We start from the raw sequence: 26,999 nt of genomic DNA, 5'->3' as shown, positions 1-26,999 counted from the left end.
TTACTTTTATTTATGAATTTTTTCTTATAAATGTTTTCACATAGTCAAGATGAGCATCACTTTCCCAAAGGAAGGAACAATTTCTAACTTCTTCCTCTATTCTTTCATAAAGCATAGATGCCTCCCACTTCCGCAGCCAAATTCTTTTATACGATTGCAATACACTTCCATCTTTAGCTAATAGCTTTTCTAAGAAGGCCTCACAAGCTGCATGAGAATCATTTTCGTAAAGTAAATCTACAAAACCACCATCTTTTAGATATTCGGCTGATTGTAGTTCTGCTTCCATTAATAACTTCATAGCAAAGGAGGCGGGAAGCTTTTCTGCAAGGATGGACCCTCCACCCCAGCCGGTCGTAATTGCTTGGTTCCCTTGAACAAAGCCCGCTTTAATACCTTTACGGGCTAAACGAAAATCACAAGCAGCTGCCAGCTCACACCCTCCTCCTACCGTAGTCCCATTCATTAGGGCAATTGTCGGAATGGGTAAGGTTAGCAGCGAAAATAGAATTTTTGCCATTTTGGAAAGCATTGGATAAGCTTCCTCTTTCGTATGAAGAGCATGAAAAACTGACAAGTCACCGCCTGAGCAAAATGCTTTCTCACCTGTACCAGTGATAACAAGAGCCTTCATATCAGCTTGTTGGGATATTTTTATTGCCTCGCTCAGCCCTTCCATTACTTCATAATTGATCGCATTTCTTTTTTCACTTCTTGCAATCGTAAATAATAAATATCCCTTTTCTCGTTTTTCGATTATGTATGACAAATCTACCTCGTCCTTTCATTTAGATATAGCCAGAAATGACAAAAGCACAAGGGCATAATGCTCCTTGTGCTTTATCTAAGTAGAAACTTAGTCGTTTACTACATCTTTTCCTTTGTATGTTCCGCAAGCTTTACATACGCGGTGAGCAAGTTTCATTTCACCACAGTTTGGGCAAGCTACCATACCAGGTACGTTTAATTTAAAATGAGTACGACGCTTTCTTTTTGCAGTTTTAGAAGTTCTTCTAAAAGGTACAGCCATTCTTCCCACCTCCTTAAAGAGTTATAAGAAAGTAATGAAGGCCAGGAATGCTGGTTCTTCACTTTGCTTCTTTTTTTGCCGATTATGAATCGGAAGATTTGTTTTCGTCAAAAAACTTGGCAAGTCCTGCGAGTCGAGGATCAATCCTATTCGACCCGACTTCTTCGTGAATAACTTCCCAATCCTTGCCGGATTGCGGGGCAGCTTTTTCACTATCAAAATCTTCGCAAAAAACTTGCATTGGAACCTCAAGTAACAGGATTTCTCGAATGACTGGTTTTAAGTCAATCATATCACCCTTTACTTGATGTGATTCCTCTTCAGTTTCATATTCTGAACCTTGCAAGAGGAACGTTTCAGTTGTTTCGACATTAATCGGAAGTTTTACATCAACTAAAGTACGAGAACAAGGAAGGATTAGATAACCAACTATTTTTAAATGGAAGGTTACTTTCGTTGAATCAATATCACCCCGACCCGTAATATGCATCGGAGACACTTCTCGAATTGATGGATCCGTCTCCTTAATCTCATCAACTCGAATGATATCATCAATTAGAAATTCCTTGTTTCGATATTTTTGTAATTGACTTAATGTCCATTTCAAATGAATCACCCCAAGGCAACAAAGGTAATTATAGCCTTCGATAATATTTTTGTCAATGTTTTTTCTTTACACCTCGTCAGGTGATTTTTAAAAGAATTCCTTTACTATTGTATCCATTAGCGCTTTTTACAAACGTCTTGAACATCTTATCATAATATTTGATTGATTTCCTTATCAATTTGCTATAATGATAATAATTTTATTTTCAAAACAAGGAGAAAGCAAATGAAAGCTGTTGGCTTAATTGTCGAATACAATCCTTTTCATAACGGGCATGCCTATCATTTACAGGCTGCAAAGGAAGCAGCCGGTGCGGATGTTGTGATAGCGGTGATGAGCGGAAACTTTTTGCAAAGAGGGGAACCTGCTCTTGTTTCAAAATGGTACCGTACACGAATGGCGCTATTAAATGGAGTTGATCTCGTCTTTGAACTTCCCTACCGTTTTGCTGTGCAAAAGGCAGAAACCTTTGCAAATGGTGCCGTTTCCATTTTAGATGCTGCAGGCTGCGAATCGTTATGTTTTGGAAGTGAAAGTGGGGATATTTCTTCGTTTCTGCAGACCATTCATTTCCTAGAAGAAAATCAAAAATCATATGACGAAAATATAAAACAGTTCATCCATACTGGCGTCAGTTATCCAAAGGCAATGGCATTGGCATTTCAGCATTTATCTGATTCAGAAAAGTTTTTAGATTTAGCAAAGCCCAATAATATTCTTGGATTTCAATACATAAAAGCCATCCATAAACAAAAAAGTTCGATTAAGCCATTGACGGTGCAAAGAAAAAATGCCGATTATCATGATGAACATTTTGCTTCTGAAACGATTGCTAGTGCTACAAGCATAAGAAAGGCAATCTTTGCTGGTGACGACAATAATATAGACATCAGCCAATTTATACCCATTCCAACTAAGCACTTATTAATCGAATACATACAAAAATTTGGTATGTTTCATCATTGGGAAAGTTATTGGAACTATCTGCAATTTCGGCTTATTCAATGCACTCCTGAACAACTTAGAGAAATTTACGAAGTCGAAGAAGGGCTGGAAAATCGATTGATTGCGGCAGCATTAGAGTCTGATAATTTTCAGGACTTCATGCAAAAGATCAAAACAAAACGATATACATGGACAAGACTGCAAAGACTATGCATACATATTTTAACCAATACCTGCAAATCGGATATGGCTGGACTTCCTGAAAAAGCAGATTATTTACGACTTTTAGGTATGACATCCACTGGTAAAGAGTATCTAAATAAGATGAAAAAACAGTTTAGCCTGCCGCTTGTTTCCAAACTATCTTCCTATAAAGAGAAAAACATTTTTAGTGATATTAAAGCAGCCCGAATATATTCATTGGGAATTAGAATTAACATTAATCACGCGCTATTACTTCAAGAATATAAAGAGACACCAATCTTTATTAATTAAGGCTTTGTTAATAATATAAAAAAGTGTGTTCATTGGCCGAAAAACGAAAATGAGAGCTTCTTCGGTAAAGGAAAGTGCGGTGCATTTACCCAAAATCGAAAATGTGGGCGTCTTCGGTAAATGAAACACTGAGACAGGGTTGAAAAGAGGATTCGGGTCACGTAGACATGTTTTTCGTTACCTAAACTGAGATGATATGAGGATTTGAGTAACATGAAGGGGTCTACGTGACCGAAACTGAAATGAAGTGAGGATTTGAGTAACATAAACAGGGTCTACGTGACCGAAAATGAGATGATATGAGGAATTGGGTCACATAGACTCGGTCTACGTGACCCAAACCGGCAGGATAAGAGGATTAAGGTCACGTACAAAGGGTAAACCTAGTTTTTAAGCAGAACATAAAAAAAAGATGGCTTGCACCATCTTTTTTTTACTTTTCTGGAAGCTTTTCTAAGTAACTAACAGCATCATCAAACGTATCAATTGGGACTATTTTCATTTTCGTATGAATTTCATGAGCAGTTTTCACCGCCGCTTTGTAGTTGGAACCCTTAATTCCTTTTTCATTTGGAGCTAAAAAGATTTCTGCTCCCGCCTTGTCTGCAGCAACAATTTTTTGTTCAATTCCACCAATTGGTCCGACCGTTCCATCAACATCAATCGTTCCGGTTCCAGCTATTTGGTACCCTTTCGTTAGGTCATCTTTTGTTAATTGATTATATATTTCCAATGAAAACATAAGTCCTGCAGATGGTCCGCCAATTTCATCAGTTCTAACTTTTACTTTCGGGTCAACTTTTATTTCTTTATCGTCCACTAGGGATATTCCAATTCCTATCTTTTTAGGGTCCTCTTTAAAAGGCTGCAAATTTACGTTAGCTGTTTTCGTCTCTTTGTTACGAAGAAAAGTAACCGTAATTTTTTCTCCAGCCTTTTTATATCCAACATAGTTAATAAATTTTTCTGAAGATGAGAATTCGTGCCCATCCACTTTAAATATCCGGTCACCGGCTTGAAGTTTTCCCTCCGCCGGCATACCAGGCAGAACTTGCATGACATAAATTCCTTTATAATTGTAATCTACTGGCAATCCAGCATGCCGATATGCCACTTCAATGGCATTCAGCTTCGATCCGGCCATTAAATGAAGCTGCCTTGCATTGTATTCTTCTTCTGTTTCTTTTTTATTTAAAATCAAATCCACAGGATAAATTTCCTCATATTTTCTGATCTTTGCTTCCAAATAAGAGTAAATATTTGCTCTGCCCATCCTAACCGTTGTCAGCATAAAGTTTCCTTCGTCCTTATATCCATTTTCAACCGTTATAATCGGAGCAAGTTCTTTAGCCATCCCCGGCTTCGATACATAATAAGGCAATGAATAATACATACCGCCAATTAAAATAAAAATAAGCAATAAGAAAGATCCAATAGATAATTTTTTACGCATGCAATATTCACCCCTTCCATTGTTCAATTTCAGCTTTAATTTGCTGCAAATGTTTTTTTGTTTCTTCTTCACCCAATTTAATAATTTCTTCGACGTTGGTGAACGCTCGAGAGCTAAAAATCTCAACTGGCGGTCGTATCATTATGTTAGCCGCTATCTCCCTACTATTAAGAATTTCAGCTTGCATAATATCAATGCTTTGCATGATAACGTCGTAAATCGAGGAAATTTCAGCGTTACGTTTAACTCTCGAAACATCAACTGCAATGACGATATCTGCCCCCATTTCTTTAGCAACAGAAACTGGGACTCGGTCAGATACACCCCCATCGACAAGAATCCTGCCATTGTATTTTTCAGGTACGAAGATCCCTGGTATGGAAATACTGGCTCTAACTGCTTCGGCAACAGGCCCTGACTTAAAAACAACCTTTTCACCTGTCAATAAATCAGTTGCCACTATACCAACGGGTATTGTTAAATCCTCAATGTTTTTCCCATGAGTAAATAACCGAATAAATTCTTTTACTTTCTTACCAGAGATTAACCCCATTTTAGGTACAATAAAATCCAAAAAGTACTTCCTTTTAAATGCGGTTGATAATTTATATAACCGTTCTAAATCAAGACCAGCACCATAAAAACTAGCGACAAGAGCCCCCATACTGCTGCCAGCAATCAAATGAATCGGAATTCCAGCTTCTTTTAAGGCGATAATGACACCTAAATGAGCAAAACCACGGGCACCACCTGAACCAAGTGCCAAGCCAATTTTAGGGTGCTCCATGTTCGCTACCTCCCAAAAAATCAAATAATGACAATAACGATTAAATCGAAACTCGTTCAATCTTATGGTCTAAATTAATGTTCTATGAGTATATTTGTGTTATATGAGGACAAGGCATTCAAGAAGGAATTATTCCTATTTTATCATTGAAATCACATATTGGACAGTAAGTATAAAAAACCTCTGGGGAGGAGGACAACTCCATTGTTTCGTTCGAAACTAAAAACAATCATTTTATCTATTTCGGTTACTATATTAGCCGCATCACTTATTTCTTTCCCACAAGAATCGTTTGATGCCTCAATCCGCGGACTTAATATGTGGTGGGAAATTGTCTTTCCTTCCCTTTTGCCATTTTTCATAGTTTCCGAAATGTTGATCGGCTTCGGCGTTGTAAAATTCATTGGGGTATTGCTGGAGCCCCTTATGAGACCTCTTTTTAAGGTGCCTGGAGTAGGAGGATTTGTCTGGGCTATGGGTATGGCCTCAGGTTTCCCTGCAGGAGCAAAATTTACCGCTAGGTTACGCCAAGAAGGACAGCTAACACAAATTGAAGCAGAAAGACTTGTTTCTTTCACAAATTCATCGAACCCATTATTTATCTTTGGGGCTGTTTCTATTGGCTTCTTTCATAATACCCATTTAGGAATTTTGCTTGCCCTGGCTCATTATTTAGGAAATATATGTGTTGGAATTATCATGCGCTTTTATGGAAATGAAACCCCAGAGGATGATTCGAAGAAGCAGAAAAAATCCAAAATTAGGTCAGCTCTTTCCGCCCTGCATCAAACTAGATTAAAAGATAATAGGCCAATCGGTAAACTTCTCGGGGATGCTGTAAATTCTTCGATTCAAACGCTTCTAATGGTGGGCGGTTTCATAATTTTATTTTCCGTGGTAAATAAACTGCTTTATCATTTACATATAACAGCGATACTGGCAAAAACAGTTGAACTTCTACTCTCGTCTTTGTCATTCCCGGAAATGTTAAGTATACCTTTTATCTCAGGACTATTTGAAATCACATCAGGAAGTCAACTTACAAGCCTTGTCAATGAGTCAACGCTTTTGCAAAAGGCCATGATTACAAGCTTCATTCTTGGATTTAGCGGCTTTAGTGTGCAGGCACAGGTTGCCAGTATTCTTGCCCAAACTGATATCAGATTTAAGCCATTTTTTTTGGCTAGAATCCTTCAAGGCATGTTCGCTAGTCTGTTTGCTCTAATCCTTTGGAAACCCGTTTATGTTCGTTTTAACAATAGCGAACAACCCTCTAACGCTCTGCCTGTTGGTTTTTTTGGTGACGGAACCTGGACAGGTCATTTTTACCATCAATTAATCGAAATAGGTCCAATCATTACAATCTTTTCGCTATTAGTGTATGTGATAATATTAGTTTTCAGATTAAGGAATAACTAATAATTAAAGAGCCAGGCCAAGGCCTAGCTCCTTTTTTAATTACCCATTAAATTTTTTTTGCAATTCTTTTTCAACAATTGGCGGTACAAGTTCTGAAATCTTTCCATTATACTTAGCTACTTCTTTAACAATACTAGAACTCAAGAAAGAATATTGATTGTTGGTCATGATAAAAAAGGTTTCTATATCTTCATTCAGTACCCTATTCATTGAAGTGATTTGCATCTCATACTCAAAGTCAGAAACAGCTCTCAGGCCGCGTAGAATGGCATTTGCGTTTACACTTTTAGCGTAGTCCATCAGCAAGCCCGAAAAAACATCTACTTTTACATTTGGTATATCTTTTGTCACTTCTCGAATGAGACTAATTCGTTCCTCCACAGAAAATAGAGGTTGCTTTGCTAAGTTGTTTAATACCACCACATAAACTTGATCGAAAACTTTAGCACCTCTGCGAATAATATCTAAATGACCATATGTAATTGGATCAAAACTTCCTGGACAAACGGCAATACTAGCCAAAATGACTCCCCCTCTACACTTCATCAATTTTTGAATAAATCGTCACTGCAATAATCCCATATTTTTCATGTTTAATTTGCTTAAAACGTCCAACCATTTGAGGTAATTCTACGTCAAAACTATGTTCACAAACAATAATTCCATCCGTTTTGACTATTTCCTGTTCATCCATTTTTTCCATTAAACTGACCAGCTGCTGTTTTTTATACGGTGGATCTAAAAATATATAATTAAAGCTGATTTCTCTTTTTATTAGAGCTTTCAAAGCCCTGTCTGCATCATTTCGATAGACCTCAGCTTTTTCTTCAAATTGGCAGGCTTTAATATTTTCATGAATAACCTGTATTGCTTTTGACTCCCGATCAATAAAAATAACCTTATCTAATCCTCTACTAAGCGCTTCCAAGCCCAAACCACCGCTTCCGGCAAAAAGATCCAAGCCCAGCCCGCCTTCAAAATAAGGACCAATCATATTAAAAATGGCCTCTTTGACCTTATCGGTAGTCGGTCTTGTTGAGCTGCCGGAAACAGCTTTTAAAGGCCTTCCTTTACATACACCTGAAACAACTCTCACAACTATCACCACATTTTATTCAAAATTAGCTTTAACTTTGATTACTGTCCAGCTACAGCGCCTAGGGGCTCGAGGCGCTTCCGCTTTTCTAATATCCTACCATAGTTTTAATCCGAATAGAAATTTTATAAAAAAATACGTATAAGCTTTTTGGTGTTGGAAATAATGTTATTAACAACATCAATTCGAGGATGTTGTTGCCAACCGCGGAGAAGACTTACGTTTCCCCATAAGTTCTTCCTCCGGTTTCTCCTCTCCCTTTGCCTTCTATCCTATTGATAGGATGTAGAAGGACCCTGTAGAATTTTTCTGCAGGGTTTTTTTTATTCTATTTCAAAAAAAGACTACAAGTGGTAAAGTATTGATGATTAACATTTTAAAGGAGAGTTTTACTTGATACAACGTTTTATAGAATTAGGTGAGGGATATTCTGATTTATATGAACTTATCGAGCTTGCAAAAGCGAATCAGCACCGCTTGCATTTAATGATGGTCTTACACACCAAAATTGAAAATAAGGAAGTTTCCTCATTAGTCGTAGGTCTAAAACCCACGGACCCAGGTAAATTTCAGGGACTTTATATTTGTCGTGAGGGGATTCCAAATCCCAATTATATACCAAACAAACGCTATGAACTATTTGCCCAAACAGCCAAGGAACTGGACAAGCCCATTTTTGAGCTTTCGGTAAAGGCTTCTACTCTTTTTCATGAAAAAGAGTTATTTTATCAGTATCTAATTGGGATTTTAAGATTGAATCATTATATCGCTCCACTCCAATAAGAAAAGGTGAGGCTTAAGATAGCCCCACCTTTTTAAATGCCCATTTTATAATCATATTCTTTAGCTTTATCTGGTGCTGAATTCTCGTATTCCATTTTTAAAAATGGTTTATAAGAAGGTTCTACTCTTTTTACAAATGAAAAAGAATTTAACTTTTCCATGATTCCATCTACTTCATCTTGATTACAGTAAAGGACAACATATTTAAGTTTCTTTGAAACGTAATGTACATTTCCAAAGCGCCTAAGCATTTTAGCTTGTTTTAAAGAGTAAAGCCAAACTACTAATCCTTGTCTTTGAACAAACATATTTTTTCCCCTTCAACAAAACCATCATTATAAATAAGTCTAGCATACCAAAACATTATATTTCAATTCAAACTTTTCAAAACCTTTAAGAATATAAATGAAAAAACAGCTTTCAGTGAAGCTGTTTTTTCAACCACAACCACAGCTTCCTCCACCACCGCAGCCGCTGCCATGGCCGGAATCAAAAAACGGGTTGCCAGTTGGTACTTTTATATGTTCAGACACTGCACCGCCAATTAACATGCTAATTTCATCTAAAAGACCTTGCAAATCATTTTCTGCTAACTTAAAGTCTGCTACGAGCGGGTCTAAATCCATTTCCCTTTTATATTCCCTTATTTGAGTCATTACTCTTTTGTAGTCAGGGTGGTATTTGCCAAACCGTTGAACTTCTTCATAAAGCTCTTTTAATCCAACAAATTGGTTTATTTTCCGCTGTGTTTCCTTATTAGATTGCATTTTATATAAACAAATCTGATAGTGTTCTGCGATATCAGACTCTAACACCATTTTAGCTAGATGATTCGCCTGTTCCAATAATTCAATTCTTTCTAAAGTAGCAAGCACTTATGCTCACCTCCAAAGCCATTTTACCACGAAAGCTTAGAGAAAGCGAAAATTTCCGTTTATTTAGGGATATTTACCACAAATTCCTCGGCTAAGCCGTATGGTTCATTATTTAATTTAACGACTTCAAGTTTTAATTTATGGCTGCCTGGTGAAAGATCTTTTATTATAAATGCCGCAGTTTTGACTTCTTGATTCTTTTCCCCATCTACCCAGAGCACCAATTTACCGACTTTATCTTTTTTATGGTCCAATTCCCGAAAACTAATCCCTGTGACGACACATTCAACCATAACCTGATTTCCATTTATGTGGTGCTGTACAGAGAACGTTGGAAATTCTTTTGAAGTGAACCCACAAATAAAAATTATCATCAACATTATGAGGCCAAATGGAAGAAACCTTTTCAAAACCTATCACTCCTTCTTTCCAGTATTTTTCGCCTCCTTGATAATTTTTAGTCTCTCTAAGTTAAAATAAAAAAAGGCCACATCCTTTTTCATGTGGACTTATGTTAATTTTGATTTTTCATTGCTTGGAACATATGATACATCATCGAAGCCATTTGTACGCTATTTGAAAACTTTTCAACTTGGTCAGGTATTGTCTTTTTATAATAGTGTAACGAAGCAACCTCGAGTGATTGCAGTTCGTATGGATTCCTTGAAAGTTTGCGATACCATTGTGGTTGTTCTCTGACAAATTGTTTAAGATCCTTTTGATTTCCTAAATACTCTAAGACCTCTCGGCGCATAATTGATAGTCACTTCCTCTAATCTTTTCTAAATGAAAAGGGGTGTTTTGGTCCTTCTTGAGACTTTGCTGTTCCACCTGAAGAATTCGTTCCTTGGAATTGTGAAATAACACCTTGAATAGCACCAAGTGCCTGACTTAGGTTATTAATATGATTTTGCATTTGATTTGGATCCATTTTCTTGACCATTCCGATAATACTGGACATCCAATCTCCCTTGGAATCAGCACTTGCTTCAGGTTCTGAACTTCTTTCTACTCCATGTGATTCCCACCGTTCATCTTCTTCACCCAATAAATACCAGTCCTCGTATAACTCCTGCCAGGTTGCCTTTCCTTTCCTTACCTCTTGAATAATAGTTGGATTATTTTTTACGAATTCTTTAAATTTTAATACAGATGGGTGCAATTCTTTTTGCGTCATATTTCTCACCTCTGCCCATTCTCATCGCCACTAATACAATATGAAAAATAATTTAAAATGTGAAACCTCTTATCAAGGTGAAAATATTTATTAATATGACAGTAAGTGGTAAGATGACTAAAGAAAAAAATAATGAAAGAGGTAAAAGTATGAAAGATGAGCTGCGTCAACTTTTAGAAACCTGCATCGAAACAGGTTCGAAAGAGGACTTAGAAGCCCTTTCCTTCATGATAGAAGGGGTTCAAAGAAAAATTAATCGTAAAAACAGTACCTATATTGACGGGCTTCTCCATATGGAGAAAAAATTGGATAATCATTCTTGTGAAATTACCATTCCGCTTAATTCAGCAATTCATAATAACTTAAATATCGTTCATGGCGGGATCACTGCAACTGTTCTTGACACAGCGATGGGGACATTGGCTAATTATCTGCTTCCAGAAGGCTATGGTGCAGTCACTAATCAACTTAATATCCATTACACTGCTCCTGGCATTGGGGATCAACTTCGCTGCAGGGCGGAAATCGTTCATCAAGGTACAAAAACTTTTGTCATCTCTGGGGAAGCCTATCGAAGCGATGGAAAGAAAGTCGCTTATGCATCTGGTACGTTTTTTATTATAAAAAAATAATTTCATCAGGAGTTTGATTAAAAATGGTGACCGCCATTGTAATCCCGATTATTTGCCTTTATTTTTTTTTGCTTACTCGAAAAGAGATGAAAGAGCACGACAAAAAATGGCTCGCGGCAGGCAATTTTCCTCATGAGGCGGTACTAACGGGAGAAGTAAAAAGTATTGTAGAGGAGAAACAGCGCTTTTATTACCATAGATACATAGTTATTCAAACTCTGCAACTTCAAACAATCGACAGGTTAGTTACAGCGAAAAAAATTACTCCCCTTACCGAAAATGTTCAAATGATGAATTTTCATAAAGGGGAAATGATTCGTGTTTTTGGAAGTTGGGAAGGCTCAAAATTTGTATTTAGCTATTTTGAAGCAATTAAATAGTAAAGGTGGCAATTTCATTGCCACCTTTTCTGTTTCTTTATTGTTCAACCTTTTGAATGAAGTTTTGTGTATAGTATTTTTGATATACACCTACCCCAAGATGTGTGAAGTCTTTATTTAGTAAAGCATCACGATGTCCTTTACTATTAAGCCAGCCTTCTACAACGGCAGGACCATCTGTATAATTGGCTGCAATATTTTCACCTGCAGATTGGTAGGCAACTTTGGCTGTTTTTAATCGATTAGAAAGATCACCAAATTTCTTGGATGTATGGGAAAAATCATTATTCTCTGACATATCTCTACTATGACCAAAGGCCACCTCTGCCGTTAGTTCATCCCATTTCAAAGGTTTTAATTTATGCCTTATACGTAAAACATTGGTTATATCAAATATCTCATGTTCTGTACCACTTTCAATTAATTTCATCTTATTTTCATCGGGTACAGGAGGTTCAATTAATTGCCCGCGATAGCTCAGCTCGTAGGGCCGTTGCTTAATCAAGGTGGTTGCATTTAGAAAGCGGACACTAGAAAGGTTTCCAGTAAACTTATCAATATAAAGTTGAACATACACATCACCTAGCTGAACAATGGGACGGAGATTTAAATCAGTGTCATTTAATTCAAAACGATAGGAGTTCCCATTCAGGTCAATACTTATATTTGTATCAATAAATTGTGTGTTAAATATCTCCTCAACAGGTTGTCCAATCTCAAAAGGTGCGACATCTAGATTTTCACCAATAGCATAGATGGTTACAATTTGTTGGTCCTCAACGCCAACCTGTACGTAATGCTTATTATCCTGATTAAATATATACCATTGATAGCCATACAATGATTCATCAATCCGAACTGGTTTACCAAATTCTTTTTCAAGGGAAGAAATATCATTACCAATAAATAAAGCCAATCCTTGTTTAGGTTTTTCAGAAGCGGTTTTATTACTGGGCTTGTTATCTGGATTCTCCTGTGACGAAGATTGTTTCATTTCCGAGGTATGATCTTCCTTTATTAAAACCCTATCTTTAGGTTTATCGTTTATACTAGCATAGAAACCAATCGTCAAGAAAACAGCGGAAAGTATTAAGATTCTAAGCAGTGCTCGCAGAGGCTTTCACCCTCTCTATTCCTTTTTCTATCATATATATGTATAGATAAAATAATTATATCATCATTAACTTGATTAGTAATAGTTATTATCAAATATGTCTGATAAATGCATCATTAATTAAATAAAACAGGTGCATTTGCACCTGTTTTATAGTTTAAATCCTATTATCAAAATAATATTTCTAATGTTGAACTCCATTATAGTTCTGCTCAGAAATTTGGGTAAGTGCTTCCTTTGCTTGGTCATCGGTTAATTCACGAATAGCAAAATCTCCTAATGAGACAATTCCTATTAGCTTACCATCCTCTACAACAGGAAGCCTGCGAATTTGATGCTCCGCCATTAGCTTTGCCGCCTCATTGCTTGCTGTTTCTGGAGAAACCGTAATGAGTTGGTTACTCATTATATCTTCAACCTTGGTTGAGCCAGGATGTTTTTCTGCCACTCCACGAATAACAATATCACGGTCTGTAATCATACCGACAAGTTTTTCCTGATCCACAATTGGAATAGCACCTACATTTAGTTCTTTCATCTTTACAGCTACTTCAAAGATATTATCTAATAATGTGCAGCATTCAATCTCATCTGTCATAATATCACGGATTTTTTCCATTACTTCGCCCCCATGTTTTTTTGCTCGGAACATAATTTAGGTTTTCCAACTGAGAATGATTTATTCACTGAATGTATCCATTGCAAGTTGTAGCATTTTCATCTATTATTAAAAATGAATTAAACTTGCTATAATTCCAAGTAATGATCTTTAGGGGCATGGCATTGTTTTTAGGAGGGATTTATTGTGAAATTCGAGAATACTGGAATTGAGAAATTAAAGGCTGAAATAAACCGTTTGGATGAAGTAATGCATAATCACGGTTTAATTCGTGCCGGCCAATGGGACTACGATCGAGTTACATATGACCGCAAGTTCGAAATGAAGGAAGGGGTATTTTACCTTCGTGTTCAAGGCTATGCGACTGAAGGTGATGTCGATACCTTTAAAGCCACTATTCAATTAATGACACCATTATTAGGAAAGCATTATTATCCTCACGGTGTTGAATATGGCGAGGGTGAAAACTTCCCAGCTTCCCTTGTGACCCAATGTAAAAAAATTCTCGATGAAGTAAAGAACGAAGTAAGTAAGTTCGCAGAATAAAAAAGAAAGGCGCATGAGCGGTCATGCGCCTTTCTTTTTTAAAATCCAAGAATTGCTTTAATCATCGATGTCGTTTGTCCGCCTTGGTAGAATACATAAAGTAACAAATAGACCGCTACACCAGTAATGGAAGTAAAGAACCAAACAATACTGGTGATTGGGCCTAGCTTGCGATGTAGTTTTAGGTTATTCTTATACCCTGTAGTAAGTGAGAAGGCACCTAAAACCGCACCAATTGTAGCCAGAGTAATATGAAACACTAAAAAGATTGTGTAATAAATTTTAATATCATCAGGTCCACCAAACGAAGTATTTCCTATAAAAATGGTCCTAGAAGCATAAATAATAAAGAAAATTAGAGCAAAAATGCTTGCCAATGTCATTGTCTTTTTGTGTGCTTCAATATTTTTTTGCTTAATTTGCCACCAGCCAATTGCAACAGTAATTCCACTTAAAACAATAAATGAAGTACTTATCGTTGGTAATATCGGTAAGGAGATCATTAACTAGTCCTCTCTTTTTACATTATTCTATAATAATAGTAGTGTAATTCCCCAATTTTTTCAATGATTGATAACCTTCTGCAAAAAAAATCTCCCATTGTTTATGGGAGATTATTTAATCAACGATGGATTCAGAGATTGCTTCATTTCCCGTTCAGATTCCGCTTGGTCTTTTCGGTACCAATCAAAGAAAACATGACCAAGCATCACACCATATATGACTTCTTGGATAATTTTCATAATAACACCACCCAGCCGCTGGTCATCAATTATTGACATCGAACTGAACAGCTCTGGTCCACTTAAATTCAAACTGTCAAAATTGGCCGTTCCCACACACAAACTCATTACTTGTCCCCATACGTGAGGATCTGAATATGTTGCATAGATAGGATTATCAGCGAAAATGATTAGAGCACAAGCAGGTGTTAATAAAATCCCATCAGCAAATATATAACCGACCTTTTTTATGCCGCTTAATGTCTGATGCTCGGGTAGCGGGTTAATCAATGGCCACCACATGAAGATAGCGACAGTAAATAACAAGACAGAATAGCCTGCGTGTAACCAAATATTTTGCATGACATGGTCAAATATTAATGGAACATGATAAAACGAAAAGAATCCATTGAAAAGTACTAACGCCATGAGAGGCTTTGTAAAAAACTTAAATAAGGAACTTACGATTCTTACTCTTAAAACCTTCCTCCAAACCCAGTTCGGTACACCGAAAATGAAGATTACAGGAACAATTAATACGAGGGCAGCCATTTGAATCATGTGCATCCAGAACATAAGGTGGGCCAGTAAATCAATAGGAGATCCTTTGATGGCATAGAGGAGAATCATCGATAGTAAAAATAATGCTCCTTGTTTCTTTGTTAAGGGCTCACTATCAGGAAATAAAGACCTGAATTTAGTAGTCAGGATAAAAAATCCTGCTGTTAAAACAGCTAAAATGAGTAAAAAGTAAGGGCTCCAAAGTGCTTTAAAACCAAAGATATCTAAAGTAAGCACCACATATCACCTCAATAATATTAAAAATATCACAACTTGATTATACTCTTCGTATAAGTAGGAAGCAAAGCAGGATACTTTCCAATTCTTAAAAAAGAAAATCGGCCAATGCCGATTTTCTTTTTTTGTATTTACCACCAAATAATGGTTGAAAAAGCTAAGACGGTAATTGCTCCAACTAATACACCAGAATATAAAAATAGTGATGGAGCCTCATGACCTTTATGACTCATATGCATGAAATAGTAAAGTTGGAAAATCACTTGAACTACGGCTAACAGGATAATAAATGGTATAGTAAACCATGAAGTAAATCCTTTAATCGCTACGGCCGCAAAGGCAATGAGAGTTAAGAAAATCATCAAAGCAAATGAAACTACTTGATATCTCATCTCTTCAGCACTTTTTCTACGGCGATATTCAATGTCAACTCTTGGGTTACCTGAATTTAATTGTGGATTTGCCATCAGTTTATCCCACCATTCCCATTAAATAAACTACTGTAAAGATAAACACCCAAACAACGTCGATAAAGTGCCAATATAAACTAAATACATAGAACTTTGGTGCGTTGTAAAGGTTCAAACCACGTTTTCCATTGCGCAACATTAGCGTAATACACCATAACAATCCAAAAGCAACGTGACCTCCGTGGAAACCGACTAACGTATAGAATGCAGATCCAAAGGCACTGCTTGTAAATTTATGTCCCTCATGGACATATTTACTAAACTCATAAACCTCTAGGCCTAAGAAACCGGCGCCGAGTAGTGCCGTAATTCCAAGCCATAGCATCATCTTTTTGAAAGCAAAGTTTTTCATATGATACATTGCGTAAACACTTGTTAACGAGCTGGTTAATAACAGCATTGTTGCTACAAATGTCAGCGGTAATTCAAACAAATCCTTTGCTAAAGGCATGTTTGTATTCGGTACTTTATCCTTCAATGCAAGGTAGGTTGCAAAGAGTGAGGCAAAAAGAACTGTCTCCCCCCCTAAGAAGAACCAAAAACCTAAAAATTTATTTTTTGCTTCAAGGGTTGATTTTTCCGGCGCAGCAGGCCATGTTTCATAAGTAAATTTTTCCTCAGCGTGCATTATGCCTTAACCCCCTTATCATCATCGTCCATTAGCTCTTCCTTGTGAATATGGAAACCATGATCATCTTTAACTGAACGCGTAAACATTGCACCAAATGTAATCAGTAAGCCTAAAATCATTACTGGCAATGCCCATGCTTCCTTATCAACATGATACATTACACCAAAAGCAGCAATGAATAATCCTAACGACATAATAAATGGTAAAAATGATGAGTTAGGCATATGGATATCACCAAGCGGTTCCGCAGGTGTCATCCCATTTTTGCCTTCCATTTTTTCTAACCAATATGCATCAAGACCGCGTACAAGCGGAAGCTGTTTAAAGTTATAGAAAGGTGGTGGTGATGGGATAGCCCATTCAAGTGTTCTTCCGTCACCCCATGGGTCATTCCCCACTTTAACATTCTTCACTGATGTCATGATGATATTAATCAACATAACGATTACACCAACAGACATAAATGCTGCTCCAAGTGAACTTACCGCGTTTGCTGTTTCAAAGCCTTGACCAGGAAGGTATGTGAATACACGGCGTGGCATTCCCCAAAGGCCTAAGAAGTGCTGGATAAAGAATGTCATATGGAAACCAATGAAGAAAGTCCAGAAGGTAATTTTTCCTAATGTTTCATTCAACATTGTACCGAACATTTTTGGCCAATAAAGATGAGTACCTGCAAAGAGTGCAAATACCACACCACCAACAATTACGTAATGGAAGTGTGCAACAACAAAATAGGTATCATGGTATTGATAATCCGCTGCTGCAGAGGCAAGCATTACCCCTGTCACCCCACCGGCAAGAAATGATGGAATAAATGCAAAGGCCCAATGCATTGGTGTAGTAAACTTTACACTTCCTCCCCACATGGTGAAAAGCCAGTTAAAGATTTTGATACCTGTAGGTACACCAATTGCCATTGTTGCCACTGCAAAGATTGCATTAGCAACTGGTCCTAAACCAGTTGTAAACATATGGTGGGCCCAAACCATGAAACCTAAGAAACCGATTAACACGGTTGCGAAAACCATCGATGAATAACCGAAAAGACGTTTTCTTGAAAAGATTGGAATAATTTCCGAGAAAATTCCGAAAGCAGGAAGTATAAGAATATACACTTCAGGATGTCCAAAAATCCAGAAAAGATGTTCCCAAATAACAGTATTACCACCCATTGCTGCTTCAAAGAAATGAGCCCCAAACATACGGTCAAACATCATTAATACGAGACCAACCGTTAATGGAGGGAAAGCAAATAATATTAGGGCCGAGGTAACAAATGTTGTCCATGTAAACAACGGCATCCTCATATATGTCATACCAGGTGCACGCATATTAATAATGGTGACAAGGAAGTTAATACCTCCCATTAATGTACCAAAACCAGAAATTTGCAAACCTAAGATATAGAAGTCAACACCATGTCCCTTAGAAGCCATGGCTAGTGATGCATAAGATGTCCAACCTGCATCTGGCGCGCCTCCTAAAAACCATGAAAGGTTTAGGAATACTCCTCCAAAGAAGAATAACCAAAAGCTAATGGCGTTAACAAATGGAAAAGCAACGTCACGAGCTCCAATTTGCAGAGGCATAACCGCATTCATAAAAGCAAATACGAGCGGCATCGCTGCAAGGAAAATCATCGTAGTTCCGTGCATGGTAATAATTTCATTAAATAAACCTGCACTTACGAAATCATTGTTTGGCACTGCAAGCTGGATGCGGATAAATACCGCTTCAATTCCGCCAATCACGAAGAATAATCCGCCTGCAATCAGATATAGGATGGCGATTTTTTTATGGTCTACAGTTGTTAAAAAATCCCACAAAGTTGCGCCGAATCCCTTTTTTTGAGCATAGGTACTCACAATTTTACCTCCCTTTCAACCAAATCCCCTTTTAGTCCTGAACCTTTAATCCCATTAAATATTCTGCTAATGCATTAATTTGATCATCAGTCAGATTTCCATATTTACCAGTCATCATATTACCCGGTTTATACGCTTCAGGATCTTTAATCCATTTCTTCACATCTTCTTTGTTATGATCTAAAATACCAGCAACTCGAGAGCGGTCGCCGAAATTGGTTAAGTTCGGTGCCACACGAGCGGTATCAGGCATTTTGTTAGAAGGTGTTACAGCGTGACAGCCAATACAGCTTTTATTGAAAATGTCTTGTCCTTGTGATGCTAAATCAGTTGTGGCTTTTTGCGGTGCTTTAACAGACTGCATCGCAGAAACCCAATCATCGAACTTGTCACGGCTGATCGCTTTTACTTTAAAATCCATCAAAGCATGGGATGGTCCGCAAAGTTCAGCACATTTACCATAGAAAAGATTTCCGGCTTCATTTGCTTTTTTATCATCAAATTCCAACCAGAACTTATTGATATTTTCGGGATTTGTATCCATTTTTCCGCCGACAGCGGGAATCCAGAACGCGTGTTTTACATCATTTGACTTTAAGCTGAAATATACTTTTTCATTAGTAGGAACGACTAATTCCTGACTTGTTACAATTTTTTGTCCTGGATATTCAAAATCCCACCAATATAAATGGGAGCGAACATTAATGACGAGTGCTTTAGAATTCTTTTTATCCATCGGTGCAACATCAGCAAGTTTAAATGTAGCAGCAACGGTTGGGACAGCCAGAATTAAAAGTAAAAGAATCGGGATAGCAGTCCAGATTATCTCCAATTTATGGCTTCCTTCAACTTGTTTTGGAATTTTTTCGTCTTTTCTTCTAAAACGTAAAAAAACCAAAGCGAAAATAATCAATACGACAATGATTACACCAACCATTATCAAGGTACTCAACTTCATCAAATCATATTGTGTCTTTGCAACTTCACCGGCTGGATTTAACGTTGAAAGGAACGGTTCACCACATCCGGAGAGTACAAGCGCTAAAATCGCGAACAACGATATCAGACGCCATTTTGCAAGCCTTTTCATAGCTTAATCAAACCCCTCTTTCGCTTATAAATTCTTAAAATTTTATGTTGACCAAAGAAGTATGTAGGACGATTCCTCCATTGTAACAATAATTGCTTAACAACCGGAGAGAATCAATTTGCAAAACTAAATTAATGTAACTATAACCATCGCTACAAAAATAATAGTTAAATATTGCAGTGAATAAACAAACATTAGTTTTGCCCACTTTATGTCATCTTTGATCTTATATCCATAAATCCCTAAGACAAGCCAGCCAATATTTAAAATGGTAGCTAGAATTAGAAATGGGATTCCTAACTTAGTTAGAAAAAATGGGATTGGCAATAAGAGCGCTATCCAAATTAGAATGTGTATTTTTGTGGTTTTAAATCCTTTTACCACAGGAAGCATTGGAATACCAGCTGCTCTGTACTCCTCAACTCTTCTCATCGCAAGTGCGTAAAAGTGAGGGGGCTGCCAAACAAACATGAGGACAAACAATGCCCAGGCCATTATATCCAGGTTACCATCAACTGCAGCCCAGCCAATTAGCGGAGGAACCGCACCAGAAATACTGCCAATTATTGTGTTCGATACTAACTGTCGCTTTGACCACAAGGTATAGAGGAAAACATAACTAAAAACTCCAAGCAGTCCAATTACTGTTGCAGTCATGGTAGTAAAGAATAAAAACAGTGTTCCCAACCCAATAAGTAAAATACCCAACACAAGAACTTTTACCGGAAGTACTTTCCCTGTTACTGTAGGTCTTGCTTTCGTCCTGTCCATTAAATGGTCAATATCCCGATCAACATAATTATTAATCGCGCATGAACCAGCAATTATTAGGGAGGAACCAGCAACTGTGAAAAACACGATATCTAGATTATTCAGAAAGCTTTGGCCTGAAAAATGAAGTGCTAACCATAATCCTGTAAAGGTTGTTATAAGGTTAGAATTCACAATTCCAATTTTGATTAGTGCCATAAAATCTTTCCAAACGGAAGTTTTTTCTGTATCAGAATGAAGGCTTGAAGAACCAGTATTAATGGTTGTATCTCCATAAGCCTTTGAGTTGGACATATTTTTTCCTCCTAATCCTTAATAAACCAATCTTCAAACATTTTTTTGAAATTAAATAATAAAAAGCCGTGATTTTAACATCACTTTCTCTGTATATTAAATCACACTTTGCGATATTTTTGTGAATTTTTTTTGAATAATTTTTGACTAAATTGTGACAACGCCTATTTACTACTTATTATACTGCATTTTTGAAAATCTAGTTACTAAATAATATGTATTTTTAAATGCTCCAATTATAGTTTTAACAGACTGAAAACCGAGTTTCAACGTTTTTCACTATAATAATAGTGTAAAATAAAAATTATTGATTAAGTGAAATTAAATAAAAATTTCCCTTAAAAAATCTTGACTTAAATTCTGTTCTTTTTCTTGTTTATTCGTTATGATGGGATATGTACTTTTAATCTTTCTACTTTTTTTCACTCATTATACTGTCAAGGGAATATTTTGACAAATGATTGAACTTTTTTAAGAGGTGAATTTTTTGCGACGCTCTTTGAAGTGGTTGGCTGTTGCCACTACAATCGGAATGATTTTTATATTAATTGGAGGAGCACTAGTAACAAAAACTGGCTCTGGGATGGGATGTGGTCGATCCTGGCCATTATGTCACGGGAAATTTCTACCACTAGATATAACACCTGAATTAATGATTGAACTTGCTCACCGCCTCGTCTCAGGTATCGGTGGAATCATGGTGTTAGTATTATCTATCTGGTCATGGAAAGCAATTGGCCATGTTCGAGAAACTAAATTTCTTTCTTTTCTCTCTTTCTTCTTTTTACTTCTGCAGGGGTTAATTGGTGCTGCAGCAGTGAAATGGGGACAATCTGATTTTGTCCTTGCATTGCATTTTGGAATTTCTCTTATCTCGTTTTCATCAGTATTTTTGTTGACGTTACTTATTTTTGAAGTTGATAAAAAGTTTGAAGCAGAAAAACTAATAATCGATAAGAGAATGGGCTTTCATATTGTTGGTGTTTCCATTTACAGTTACCTTGTTATTTATTCTGGGGCCCTTGTACGCCACACAAAATCAAGTCTTATTTGTCGGGATTGGCCTTTATGTCTAAACGACGCACCGGCATTTCCAAGTAATATGTACGAATGGGTGCAAATGGGACATAGAGCTGCTGCAGGATTAATCTTTATCTGGATCGCCTATATTACCTATCTGGCTATCCGTCATTACAAGGATCAAAAAGTTCTTTATTGGGGATGGATCATTTCCTTTATACTCGTTTGTTTACAAGTGACTGCAGGTGCTTTAATCATTTTTAGCCGCTTAAATCTTTATATTGCGCTCCTACATGCCTTCTTTATTACTTGTTTATTCGGGGTATTAAGTTATTTTCTTCTTTTATATTCAAGATCAAGAAGGAACCATCCATAAAAAAAGTTGTCGGGAAAATTCCCGACAACTTTTTAATTTATGCTTTATCTACTTCTAGTAACAAATCGCCTGTTTGAATCGCAGCGCCACTCGTTACATAAATATCTTTTACAATTCCTGAAAAAGGAGCTTGAACCGTCGTTTCCATTTTCATCGCTTCCGTAATCATTAAATGATCGCCACGTTCAACCCTTTCACCCTTTTCAACAAGAACCTTAATAACCGTTCCTGGCATGGATGCTGAGAGATGTTGTTCATTTTTCGGGTCAGCTTTTAACCGCGATATTACGGTGGCTTTAATATTTTCATCTTTAATAACCACTTCACGCGGCTGGCCATTTAATTCAAAATATACAATTCTTGTTCCATCTGCTTGTGGCTGACCGATGGAGACAAGCTTGACAATGAGCGTTTTTCCTGTTTCGATTTCCACTTCAATTTCTTCACCTAAGCGCATTCCATATAAGAATGTGGGGGTATCAAGTACGGAAATATCACCGAATTGATCAACTGTTTTCATAAATTCCATAAATACTTTTGGATATAATGCATAGGAAATAATCTCAAATGTCGTTACTTGTCTTCCTAATTCTTCAAAAAGTTCTTTTTTGAGTTGATCAAAATCGACTGCTTCAAGCAACTCACCCGGTCGGACTTCTAAAGGTTTTCTGCCTTTTAAAATCACTTTTTGAAGGTCTTCTGGAAAACCACCGTGCGGCTGTCCAAGGGAACCTTCGAATAATTCAATTACTGAATCAGGAAAATCAAGCGACTGTCCTTTTTGTAAAACATCTTCTTCCGTTAATTCATTTTGAACCATGAATAGCGCCATATCACCGACTACTTTAGAAGATGGAGTAACCTTAACAATGTCACCAAACATTTTATTTACCCGCGCATACATCTCTTTTACTTCATCCCAATGTTCACCCAGCCCAACTGCTTTTGCCTGCTGTTGAAGATTGCTATACTGTCCCCCTGGCATCTCATGCTGATAAATCTCGGAATGAGGTGACAATATACCACTTTCAAAATCTTGATAATATTTGCGTACATCCTCCCAGTAATAAGATAACTTTTCAAGTGACGCAATATTAACGGCGGGTTTTCTTTCTGTCCCTTCCAGAGCGTAATATAAGGAATTAGCACTTGGCTGTGAAGTTAATCCTGCCATTGTACTTAAAGCTGTATCAATAATGTCAACACCTCCAGCAATGGCCCGGGAATAGGTGAAAATTCCATTTCCGCTAGTATCGTGAGTATGAAGATGAATAGGGATATCGACAGTTTCTTTTAATTCAGACACTAATCTGTAGGCAGCTTCCGGCTTTAACAAACCCGCCATATCCTTTATTCCTAATATATGAGCCCCTTGCTGCTCCAGTTCTTTTGCTAATGTTTTATAATATGTTAGATTATATTTCGTTCTTGTTGTGTCTAAAATATCCCCTGTGTAGCAAATAGAAGCCTCAGCAATTTTTCCTGTTTGTCTAACAGCATCAATGGCTGTTTCCATCCCTTTAAGCCAGTTTAGGCTGTCAAAAATCCGGAAAACATCGATTCCAGCTGAAGCTGATTGTTGAACAAATTCTCTAATTAGGTTATCAGGATAATTTTTATATCCGACTGCATTTGCACCACGAATCAACATTTGAAACAATACGTTAGGAATTTTGTCCCGAAGCGTTAATAATCGGTCCCATGGGTCCTCTTTTAGGAAACGATAAGCCACATCAAACGTGGCACCGCCCCACATTTCGAATGAAAATAATTCTGGTAATAGTTTTGCTGCAGGTTCTGCTATGTGTACCAGATCTGTCGTTCTCATTCTTGTCGCTAATAATGATTGATGAGCATCTCTAAAGGTTGTATCTGTTAATAATACCTGTTTTTGACTCTTAACCCACTTAATAAGGCCCTCAGCACCATTCTGATCTAATATTTGCTTTGTACCTGACTGGTATGAAAGGTCAAATGGTAATGCTGGTATTCTTGGCTTCGAAAAAACAGGTCTTTTCTTTTTCTCAATTCCTGGAAATCCATTTACAGTAACTGTTCCGATATAGCTTAACATTTTGGTGCCACGGTCTTTACGAACTGGGAAAATAAACAGCTCAGGAGTCGTGTCAATAAAAGATGTATCATATTCGCCATTTCGGAACTTCTCATGTTTGACGACATTTTCTAAAAAAGGAATATTCGTTTTAATTCCTCTTATTCTAAATTCCTGCAGATTTCTAACCATTTTGGAAGCAGCCTGTTCAAACGTTAATGCCCATGTTGAAAGCTTTACGAGTAATGAATCATAATAAGGAGTAATGACCGCACCTTGAAAGCCATTTCCTGCATCAAGCCGTACTCCAAAACCGCCTCCTGAGCGATAGGCCATTATCTTACCTGTATCAGGCATAAAATTATTTAGCGGGTCCTCTGTTGTAACACGTGACTGAATGGCGAATCCATTTAACTGGATTTTATCCTGTTCAGGAATCCCAATAATCGGCCCATGCAAGTCATGACCCTCCGAAACTAAAACTTGCGTCTGTACGATATCAATACCGGTTACCATTTCAGTAACGGTGTGTTCAACTTGGACGCGAGGGTTTACTTCAATAAAATAGAAGTCATTTCCTGCAACAAGAAATTCAACAGTACCAGCATTAAGATAGGAAACATTTTCCATTAATTTTACTGCTGCGTTACAAATCTTATTTCTTAGTTCATTTGAAATAGAAACGCTTGGGGCGACTTCAACAACTTTTTGATGGCGTCTTTGCACCGAACAATCCCTATCAAATAGATGGACGATATTTCCATGTTTATCCCCAATAATTTGCACTTCTATATGCTTGGGTTTCTCAATTAACTTTTCCACATAAACTTCGTCATTTCCAAAAGCTGCTTTAGCCTCCGATTTTGCACGGTTATAAGCTTCCTTGACTTCATCATGGTTCCTAACGATTCTCATGCCACGGCCACCACCGCCAAGCGAGGCTTTAATAATGATTGGGTAGCCATGCCTATCTGCAAATTCCTCTACCTCATTAAGCCCAATTATCGGGCCATCACTTCCAGGAATAACGGGGATTTCTGCAAGTTCTGCCTGCTTTCTTGCTTTTACCTTATCACCAAACATATCAAGGTGTTTCGAGGACGGGCCAATAAAAATAATCCCCTCCTCTTCACACCGCTTAGCAAAATGAATGTTTTCAGACAAAAAACCATAACCCGGATGGATAGCGTTAGCACCGCTTTTTTTAGCAATAGCAATTATTGCATTAATATCCAAATAGGCTTCAATTGGTTTTTTCCCTTCCCCAACTAAATAGGCTTCATCTGCCTTATAACGATGAAAAGCCCCTGAATCTTCTTTGGAATAAATCGCAACAGTCCGAATATTCAGTTCAGTACAAGCGCGAAAAACCCTTATCGCTATCTCTCCTCGATTGGCAACCAATACTTTATTAATCTGTCTAGTCACTTAGAGCACCTCATAATCTATGTATTTTTAAAAAACGCGAGGAGCAAATATGACCCCCGCGTTTTATTTAAATATTGCAATGTTAAATTTGGTTGTTGATTTCCGCTCAAGGCACTCGCTTTCCGCGGGGAGGTACTGGAGCCTCCTCAGCGCTTTGGCGCCTGTGAGGTCTCCAGTGACCTCTCTATCCCGCAGGAGTCGAGTGCCCTCCACTCCAATCATCATAGTTACAAAATAGACATTTACCTTTACCACAGCTAAATATAAAAAACCTTACCATCACGATTTTGCATTTTTTTGTTTGGTTGTTCTTGTTTATGTTTATATTTTTTTTCATATTTAACAAACATGGATACATTAACAAGGATTCCGGTTGCTGCGGCAAGCATTAACAAGGATGAACCACCATAACTAATATATGGCAGCGGTACACCCGTTAGCGGAATAATCCCCGATACACCAGCTAAATTAATAAAGGACTGAATTCCAATCATGCTTGATATTCCAATTGCAAGTAAACTTCCAAAAGGATCTTTACATTGAACACCAATATAAATTCCCCTTAATACAACATAGGCAAGCAAGATTAATACAAAACCGACTCCCCATACTCCTAATTCTTCTGCAATAATAGCCATAATAAAGTCCGTATGTGATTCAGGCAAATAGCCGAGCTTTTGAATACTTTTACCTAGCCCCAGTCCATTTACACCCCCAGAACCAATGGCTATGAATGAGTTTGCTAAATGAAAACCAGCATCCTGAGCATCAGCAAAGGGATTTTTTAAAACGTGAATACGGCTCATTTGTTCTTCTGAAAATAACTTTCCAGTTCCCCATAGCACTAATACAAGCGGAATCAGAATGATAAGAGCCGATATGAGTAACTTTCCGATACTTTTGAAATTCATCCCAGATGATAAAATGATTGTAGTTGCAATGAGAGCAATGATAAATGCCGTACCAAAGTCTGGTTGAATAACAATAAGGCCGCATACGATAACCAGATATACCAGTGGTGGTAGGACACCTTTGTTAAATTGATTGATATAGTCTTGCTTTTTTGCATAAACTGATGCTAAATAAATAATCACAGCAAGCTTAACAAACTCAGCGGGTTGGAATAAAAAGGTTCCAATTTGATACCAGCTTTGCGCATTGTTTTTGGTTTGTCCAAAAACAAATAAACCAAGGAGCGTAATAATAGAGGCAAATACCATTGGTACTTGAAACCATTTGGTAAACTGCATCATTTTATAAGGAACAATAGCTGTAATCAAAAAGATTACAGCAAAAACTAGTAAAAAAGTTTTTTGCCTTTGATAGAAAAAATCACTTGCCACTTCATACCTTTGAACAGCATAAGCCATACTGGCACTATAAATCATTACCAGTCCAAAAGCACATAAAAGGATGATGGCAATTATTAAAGTAAAATCATAGGATTTTAATATTTTTTTAACCATTTTTTATTTCCTCATTTTCAAAATTAAATTTCTACATTCTATTATAATGGATTA

Annotated in this window: 30 protein-coding genes; 7 read left to right on the top strand and 23 right to left on the bottom strand. The window is 37.2% G+C overall.

The window, feature by feature from the left end; all coding sequences use genetic code 11:
- Positions 1–10: 10 nt before the first annotated feature.
- From ABES02_RS03310 to ABES02_RS03300, 3 genes are all read right to left on the bottom strand, one after another.
- Entirely contained in the window at positions 11–769 is a 759-nt protein-coding gene (locus ABES02_RS03310) for an enoyl-CoA hydratase/isomerase family protein (protein WP_430130715.1), read from the bottom strand.
- Positions 770–856: 87 nt separating this feature from the next.
- Complete coding sequence (gene rpmF / locus ABES02_RS03305; protein WP_066318102.1) at positions 857–1,030, bottom strand: 50S ribosomal protein L32; 174 nt, start codon at positions 1,028–1,030, stop codon at positions 857–859.
- 82 nt (positions 1,031–1,112) lie between these two features.
- Positions 1,113–1,637: a YceD family protein gene (locus tag ABES02_RS03300; protein WP_430130712.1), complete on the bottom strand. Its 525-nt coding sequence runs from the start codon at positions 1,635–1,637 to the stop codon at positions 1,113–1,115.
- A gap of 225 nt (positions 1,638–1,862) precedes the next feature.
- Here ABES02_RS03300 and ABES02_RS03295 point away from each other — a divergent pair, with 225 nt between their 5' ends.
- The gene (locus ABES02_RS03295; RefSeq protein ID WP_430130709.1) at positions 1,863–3,077 is read left to right on the top strand and encodes a nucleotidyltransferase; all 1,215 of its coding nucleotides are present in this window, start codon (positions 1,863–1,865) and stop codon (positions 3,075–3,077) included.
- A gap of 433 nt (positions 3,078–3,510) precedes the next feature.
- Here ABES02_RS03295 and ABES02_RS03290 read toward each other — a convergent pair whose 3' ends face one another.
- Positions 3,511–4,530, bottom strand: coding sequence for a SepM family pheromone-processing serine protease (locus ABES02_RS03290; protein WP_430130706.1), 1,020 nt, complete (start codon positions 4,528–4,530; stop codon positions 3,511–3,513).
- A gap of 7 nt (positions 4,531–4,537) precedes the next feature.
- On the bottom strand, positions 4,538–5,317 hold the full coding sequence (locus ABES02_RS03285) for a patatin-like phospholipase family protein (RefSeq protein ID WP_430130703.1): 780 nt from the start codon (positions 5,315–5,317) through the stop codon (positions 4,538–4,540).
- Positions 5,318–5,521: 204 nt separating this feature from the next.
- Between ABES02_RS03285 and ylbJ the strand changes: the two genes are divergently transcribed.
- The gene (gene ylbJ / locus ABES02_RS03280; protein ID WP_430130700.1) at positions 5,522–6,736 is read left to right on the top strand and encodes a sporulation integral membrane protein YlbJ; all 1,215 of its coding nucleotides are present in this window, start codon (positions 5,522–5,524) and stop codon (positions 6,734–6,736) included.
- A gap of 39 nt (positions 6,737–6,775) precedes the next feature.
- Here ylbJ and coaD read toward each other — a convergent pair whose 3' ends face one another.
- Both coaD and rsmD read right to left on the bottom strand, forming a co-directional pair.
- Entirely contained in the window at positions 6,776–7,258 is a 483-nt protein-coding gene (coaD, locus tag ABES02_RS03275) for a pantetheine-phosphate adenylyltransferase (protein WP_430130697.1), read from the bottom strand.
- Positions 7,259–7,271: 13 nt separating this feature from the next.
- Positions 7,272–7,832 carry a 16S rRNA (guanine(966)-N(2))-methyltransferase RsmD gene (gene rsmD / locus ABES02_RS03270; RefSeq protein WP_430130694.1) on the bottom strand — a complete coding sequence of 187 codons (561 nt, stop codon included), beginning with the start codon at positions 7,830–7,832 and terminating at the stop codon, positions 7,272–7,274.
- Between the two features lie 393 nt (positions 7,833–8,225).
- On the opposite strand from rsmD, the gene ABES02_RS03265 reads away from it, so the two are divergent.
- Entirely contained in the window at positions 8,226–8,615 is a 390-nt protein-coding gene (locus ABES02_RS03265; protein ID WP_430130691.1) for a DUF7147 family protein, read from the top strand.
- Between the two features lie 32 nt (positions 8,616–8,647).
- Here ABES02_RS03265 and ABES02_RS03260 read toward each other — a convergent pair whose 3' ends face one another.
- From ABES02_RS03260 to ABES02_RS03240, 5 genes are all read right to left on the bottom strand, one after another.
- On the bottom strand, positions 8,648–8,923 hold the full coding sequence (locus ABES02_RS03260) for a YlbG family protein (RefSeq protein ID WP_430130688.1): 276 nt from the start codon (positions 8,921–8,923) through the stop codon (positions 8,648–8,650).
- 129 nt (positions 8,924–9,052) lie between these two features.
- The gene (locus ABES02_RS03255; RefSeq protein ID WP_430130685.1) at positions 9,053–9,490 is read right to left on the bottom strand and encodes a YlbF family regulator; all 438 of its coding nucleotides are present in this window, start codon (positions 9,488–9,490) and stop codon (positions 9,053–9,055) included.
- A gap of 59 nt (positions 9,491–9,549) precedes the next feature.
- Positions 9,550–9,900: a hypothetical protein gene (locus ABES02_RS03250; RefSeq protein ID WP_430130683.1), complete on the bottom strand. Its 351-nt coding sequence runs from the start codon at positions 9,898–9,900 to the stop codon at positions 9,550–9,552.
- Positions 9,901–10,004: 104 nt separating this feature from the next.
- Positions 10,005–10,244: a YlbE-like family protein gene (locus tag ABES02_RS03245; protein WP_430130680.1), complete on the bottom strand. Its 240-nt coding sequence runs from the start codon at positions 10,242–10,244 to the stop codon at positions 10,005–10,007.
- An 18-nt stretch (positions 10,245–10,262) separates the two neighbouring features.
- Entirely contained in the window at positions 10,263–10,667 is a 405-nt protein-coding gene (locus ABES02_RS03240) for a YlbD family protein (protein WP_430130677.1), read from the bottom strand.
- A gap of 149 nt (positions 10,668–10,816) precedes the next feature.
- Between ABES02_RS03240 and ABES02_RS03235 the strand changes: the two genes are divergently transcribed.
- Positions 10,817–11,299 carry a PaaI family thioesterase gene (locus tag ABES02_RS03235; RefSeq protein ID WP_430130674.1) on the top strand — a complete coding sequence of 161 codons (483 nt, stop codon included), beginning with the start codon at positions 10,817–10,819 and terminating at the stop codon, positions 11,297–11,299.
- A gap of 23 nt (positions 11,300–11,322) precedes the next feature.
- The gene (locus ABES02_RS03230) at positions 11,323–11,679 is read left to right on the top strand and encodes a hypothetical protein (RefSeq protein ID WP_430130671.1); all 357 of its coding nucleotides are present in this window, start codon (positions 11,323–11,325) and stop codon (positions 11,677–11,679) included.
- A gap of 37 nt (positions 11,680–11,716) precedes the next feature.
- Here ABES02_RS03230 and ABES02_RS03225 read toward each other — a convergent pair whose 3' ends face one another.
- Positions 11,717–12,673: a CAP domain-containing protein gene (locus ABES02_RS03225; protein WP_430130668.1), complete on the bottom strand. Its 957-nt coding sequence runs from the start codon at positions 12,671–12,673 to the stop codon at positions 11,717–11,719.
- Between the two features lie 304 nt (positions 12,674–12,977).
- Entirely contained in the window at positions 12,978–13,412 is a 435-nt protein-coding gene (locus ABES02_RS03220; RefSeq protein ID WP_430130665.1) for a CBS domain-containing protein, read from the bottom strand.
- A gap of 186 nt (positions 13,413–13,598) precedes the next feature.
- Here ABES02_RS03220 and ABES02_RS03215 point away from each other — a divergent pair, with 186 nt between their 5' ends.
- A complete protein-coding gene (locus tag ABES02_RS03215) occupies positions 13,599–13,958 on the top strand; it encodes a YugN family protein (protein ID WP_430130662.1) in 360 nt (119 codons plus the stop codon).
- Positions 13,959–13,996: 38 nt separating this feature from the next.
- Here the strand turns inward: ABES02_RS03215 and ABES02_RS03210 are convergent, their stop codons facing one another.
- The 7 genes from ABES02_RS03210 to cyoE all read right to left on the bottom strand — a co-directional run bounded on the left by ABES02_RS03210 (position 13,997) and on the right by cyoE (position 20,602).
- On the bottom strand, positions 13,997–14,461 hold the full coding sequence (locus ABES02_RS03210; RefSeq protein ID WP_430130659.1) for a DUF420 domain-containing protein: 465 nt from the start codon (positions 14,459–14,461) through the stop codon (positions 13,997–13,999).
- 111 nt (positions 14,462–14,572) lie between these two features.
- The gene (gene ctaG / locus ABES02_RS03205; protein ID WP_430130656.1) at positions 14,573–15,478 is read right to left on the bottom strand and encodes a cytochrome c oxidase assembly factor CtaG; all 906 of its coding nucleotides are present in this window, start codon (positions 15,476–15,478) and stop codon (positions 14,573–14,575) included.
- A 131-nt stretch (positions 15,479–15,609) separates the two neighbouring features.
- Complete coding sequence (gene ctaF / locus ABES02_RS03200; RefSeq protein ID WP_430130654.1) at positions 15,610–15,945, bottom strand: cytochrome c oxidase subunit IVB; 336 nt, start codon at positions 15,943–15,945, stop codon at positions 15,610–15,612.
- Between the two features lie 4 nt (positions 15,946–15,949).
- On the bottom strand, positions 15,950–16,576 hold the full coding sequence (locus ABES02_RS03195) for a cytochrome (ubi)quinol oxidase subunit III (RefSeq protein WP_430130651.1): 627 nt from the start codon (positions 16,574–16,576) through the stop codon (positions 15,950–15,952).
- Entirely contained in the window at positions 16,576–18,447 is a 1,872-nt protein-coding gene (ctaD, locus tag ABES02_RS03190) for a cytochrome c oxidase subunit I (protein WP_430130648.1), read from the bottom strand. Before ctaD ends, ABES02_RS03195 begins: the two co-directional genes overlap by 1 nt.
- Before the next feature lie 31 nt (positions 18,448–18,478).
- On the bottom strand, positions 18,479–19,537 hold the full coding sequence (gene coxB / locus ABES02_RS03185) for a cytochrome c oxidase subunit II (protein WP_430130645.1): 1,059 nt from the start codon (positions 19,535–19,537) through the stop codon (positions 18,479–18,481).
- Positions 19,538–19,663: 126 nt separating this feature from the next.
- Positions 19,664–20,602, bottom strand: coding sequence for a heme o synthase (gene cyoE / locus ABES02_RS03180; RefSeq protein WP_430130642.1), 939 nt, complete (start codon positions 20,600–20,602; stop codon positions 19,664–19,666).
- A 487-nt stretch (positions 20,603–21,089) separates the two neighbouring features.
- On the opposite strand from cyoE, the gene ABES02_RS03175 reads away from it, so the two are divergent.
- Positions 21,090–21,998: a COX15/CtaA family protein gene (locus tag ABES02_RS03175; RefSeq protein ID WP_430130639.1), complete on the top strand. Its 909-nt coding sequence runs from the start codon at positions 21,090–21,092 to the stop codon at positions 21,996–21,998.
- 37 nt (positions 21,999–22,035) lie between these two features.
- Here the strand turns inward: ABES02_RS03175 and pyc are convergent, their stop codons facing one another.
- The gene (pyc, locus tag ABES02_RS03170) at positions 22,036–25,479 is read right to left on the bottom strand and encodes a pyruvate carboxylase (protein WP_430130636.1); all 3,444 of its coding nucleotides are present in this window, start codon (positions 25,477–25,479) and stop codon (positions 22,036–22,038) included.
- Positions 25,480–25,736: 257 nt separating this feature from the next.
- Positions 25,737–26,945: an FtsW/RodA/SpoVE family cell cycle protein gene (locus ABES02_RS03165; RefSeq protein WP_430130633.1), complete on the bottom strand. Its 1,209-nt coding sequence runs from the start codon at positions 26,943–26,945 to the stop codon at positions 25,737–25,739.
- Between the last annotated feature and the right edge of the window lie 54 nt (positions 26,946–26,999).

It is taken from the genome of Neobacillus pocheonensis (genome assembly GCF_050477905.1).
GTDB lineage: Bacteria > Bacillota > Bacilli > Bacillales > Cytobacillaceae > Neobacillus > Neobacillus pocheonensis_A.
This window is presented reverse-complemented; position numbering and strand designations above follow the sequence as displayed.

Coding starts and splice junctions, on each gene's coding strand:
- ABES02_RS03210 (WP_430130659.1), bottom strand. CDS start 14,461: ATGATCTCCTTACCGATATTACCAACGATAAGTACTTCATTTATTGTT.
- ctaF (WP_430130654.1), bottom strand. CDS start 15,945: ATGGCAAATCCACAATTAAATTCAGGTAACCCAAGAGTTGACATTGAA.
- coxB (WP_430130645.1), bottom strand. CDS start 19,537: ATGAAAAGGCTTGCAAAATGGCGTCTGATATCGTTGTTCGCGATTTTA.
- ABES02_RS03225 (WP_430130668.1), bottom strand. CDS start 12,673: ATGAAACAATCTTCGTCACAGGAGAATCCAGATAACAAGCCCAGTAAT.
- ABES02_RS03235 (WP_430130674.1), top strand. CDS start 10,817: ATGAAAGATGAGCTGCGTCAACTTTTAGAAACCTGCATCGAAACAGGT.
- ABES02_RS03295 (WP_430130709.1), top strand. CDS start 1,863: ATGAAAGCTGTTGGCTTAATTGTCGAATACAATCCTTTTCATAACGGG.
- ABES02_RS03230 (WP_430130671.1), top strand. CDS start 11,323: ATGGTGACCGCCATTGTAATCCCGATTATTTGCCTTTATTTTTTTTTG.
- cyoE (WP_430130642.1), bottom strand. CDS start 20,602: ATGTCCAACTCAAAGGCTTATGGAGATACAACCATTAATACTGGTTCT.
- ABES02_RS03240 (WP_430130677.1), bottom strand. CDS start 10,667: ATGACGCAAAAAGAATTGCACCCATCTGTATTAAAATTTAAAGAATTC.
- ABES02_RS03260 (WP_430130688.1), bottom strand. CDS start 8,923: ATGTTTGTTCAAAGACAAGGATTAGTAGTTTGGCTTTACTCTTTAAAA.
- ABES02_RS03195 (WP_430130651.1), bottom strand. CDS start 16,576: ATGCACGCTGAGGAAAAATTTACTTATGAAACATGGCCTGCTGCGCCG.
- ABES02_RS03245 (WP_430130680.1), bottom strand. CDS start 10,244: ATGCGCCGAGAGGTCTTAGAGTATTTAGGAAATCAAAAGGATCTTAAA.
- ABES02_RS03285 (WP_430130703.1), bottom strand. CDS start 5,317: ATGGAGCACCCTAAAATTGGCTTGGCACTTGGTTCAGGTGGTGCCCGT.
- ABES02_RS03165 (WP_430130633.1), bottom strand. CDS start 26,945: ATGGTTAAAAAAATATTAAAATCCTATGATTTTACTTTAATAATTGCC.
- ABES02_RS03290 (WP_430130706.1), bottom strand. CDS start 4,530: ATGCGTAAAAAATTATCTATTGGATCTTTCTTATTGCTTATTTTTATT.
- rpmF (WP_066318102.1), bottom strand. CDS start 1,030: ATGGCTGTACCTTTTAGAAGAACTTCTAAAACTGCAAAAAGAAAGCGT.
- ABES02_RS03220 (WP_430130665.1), bottom strand. CDS start 13,412: ATGGAAAAAATCCGTGATATTATGACAGATGAGATTGAATGCTGCACA.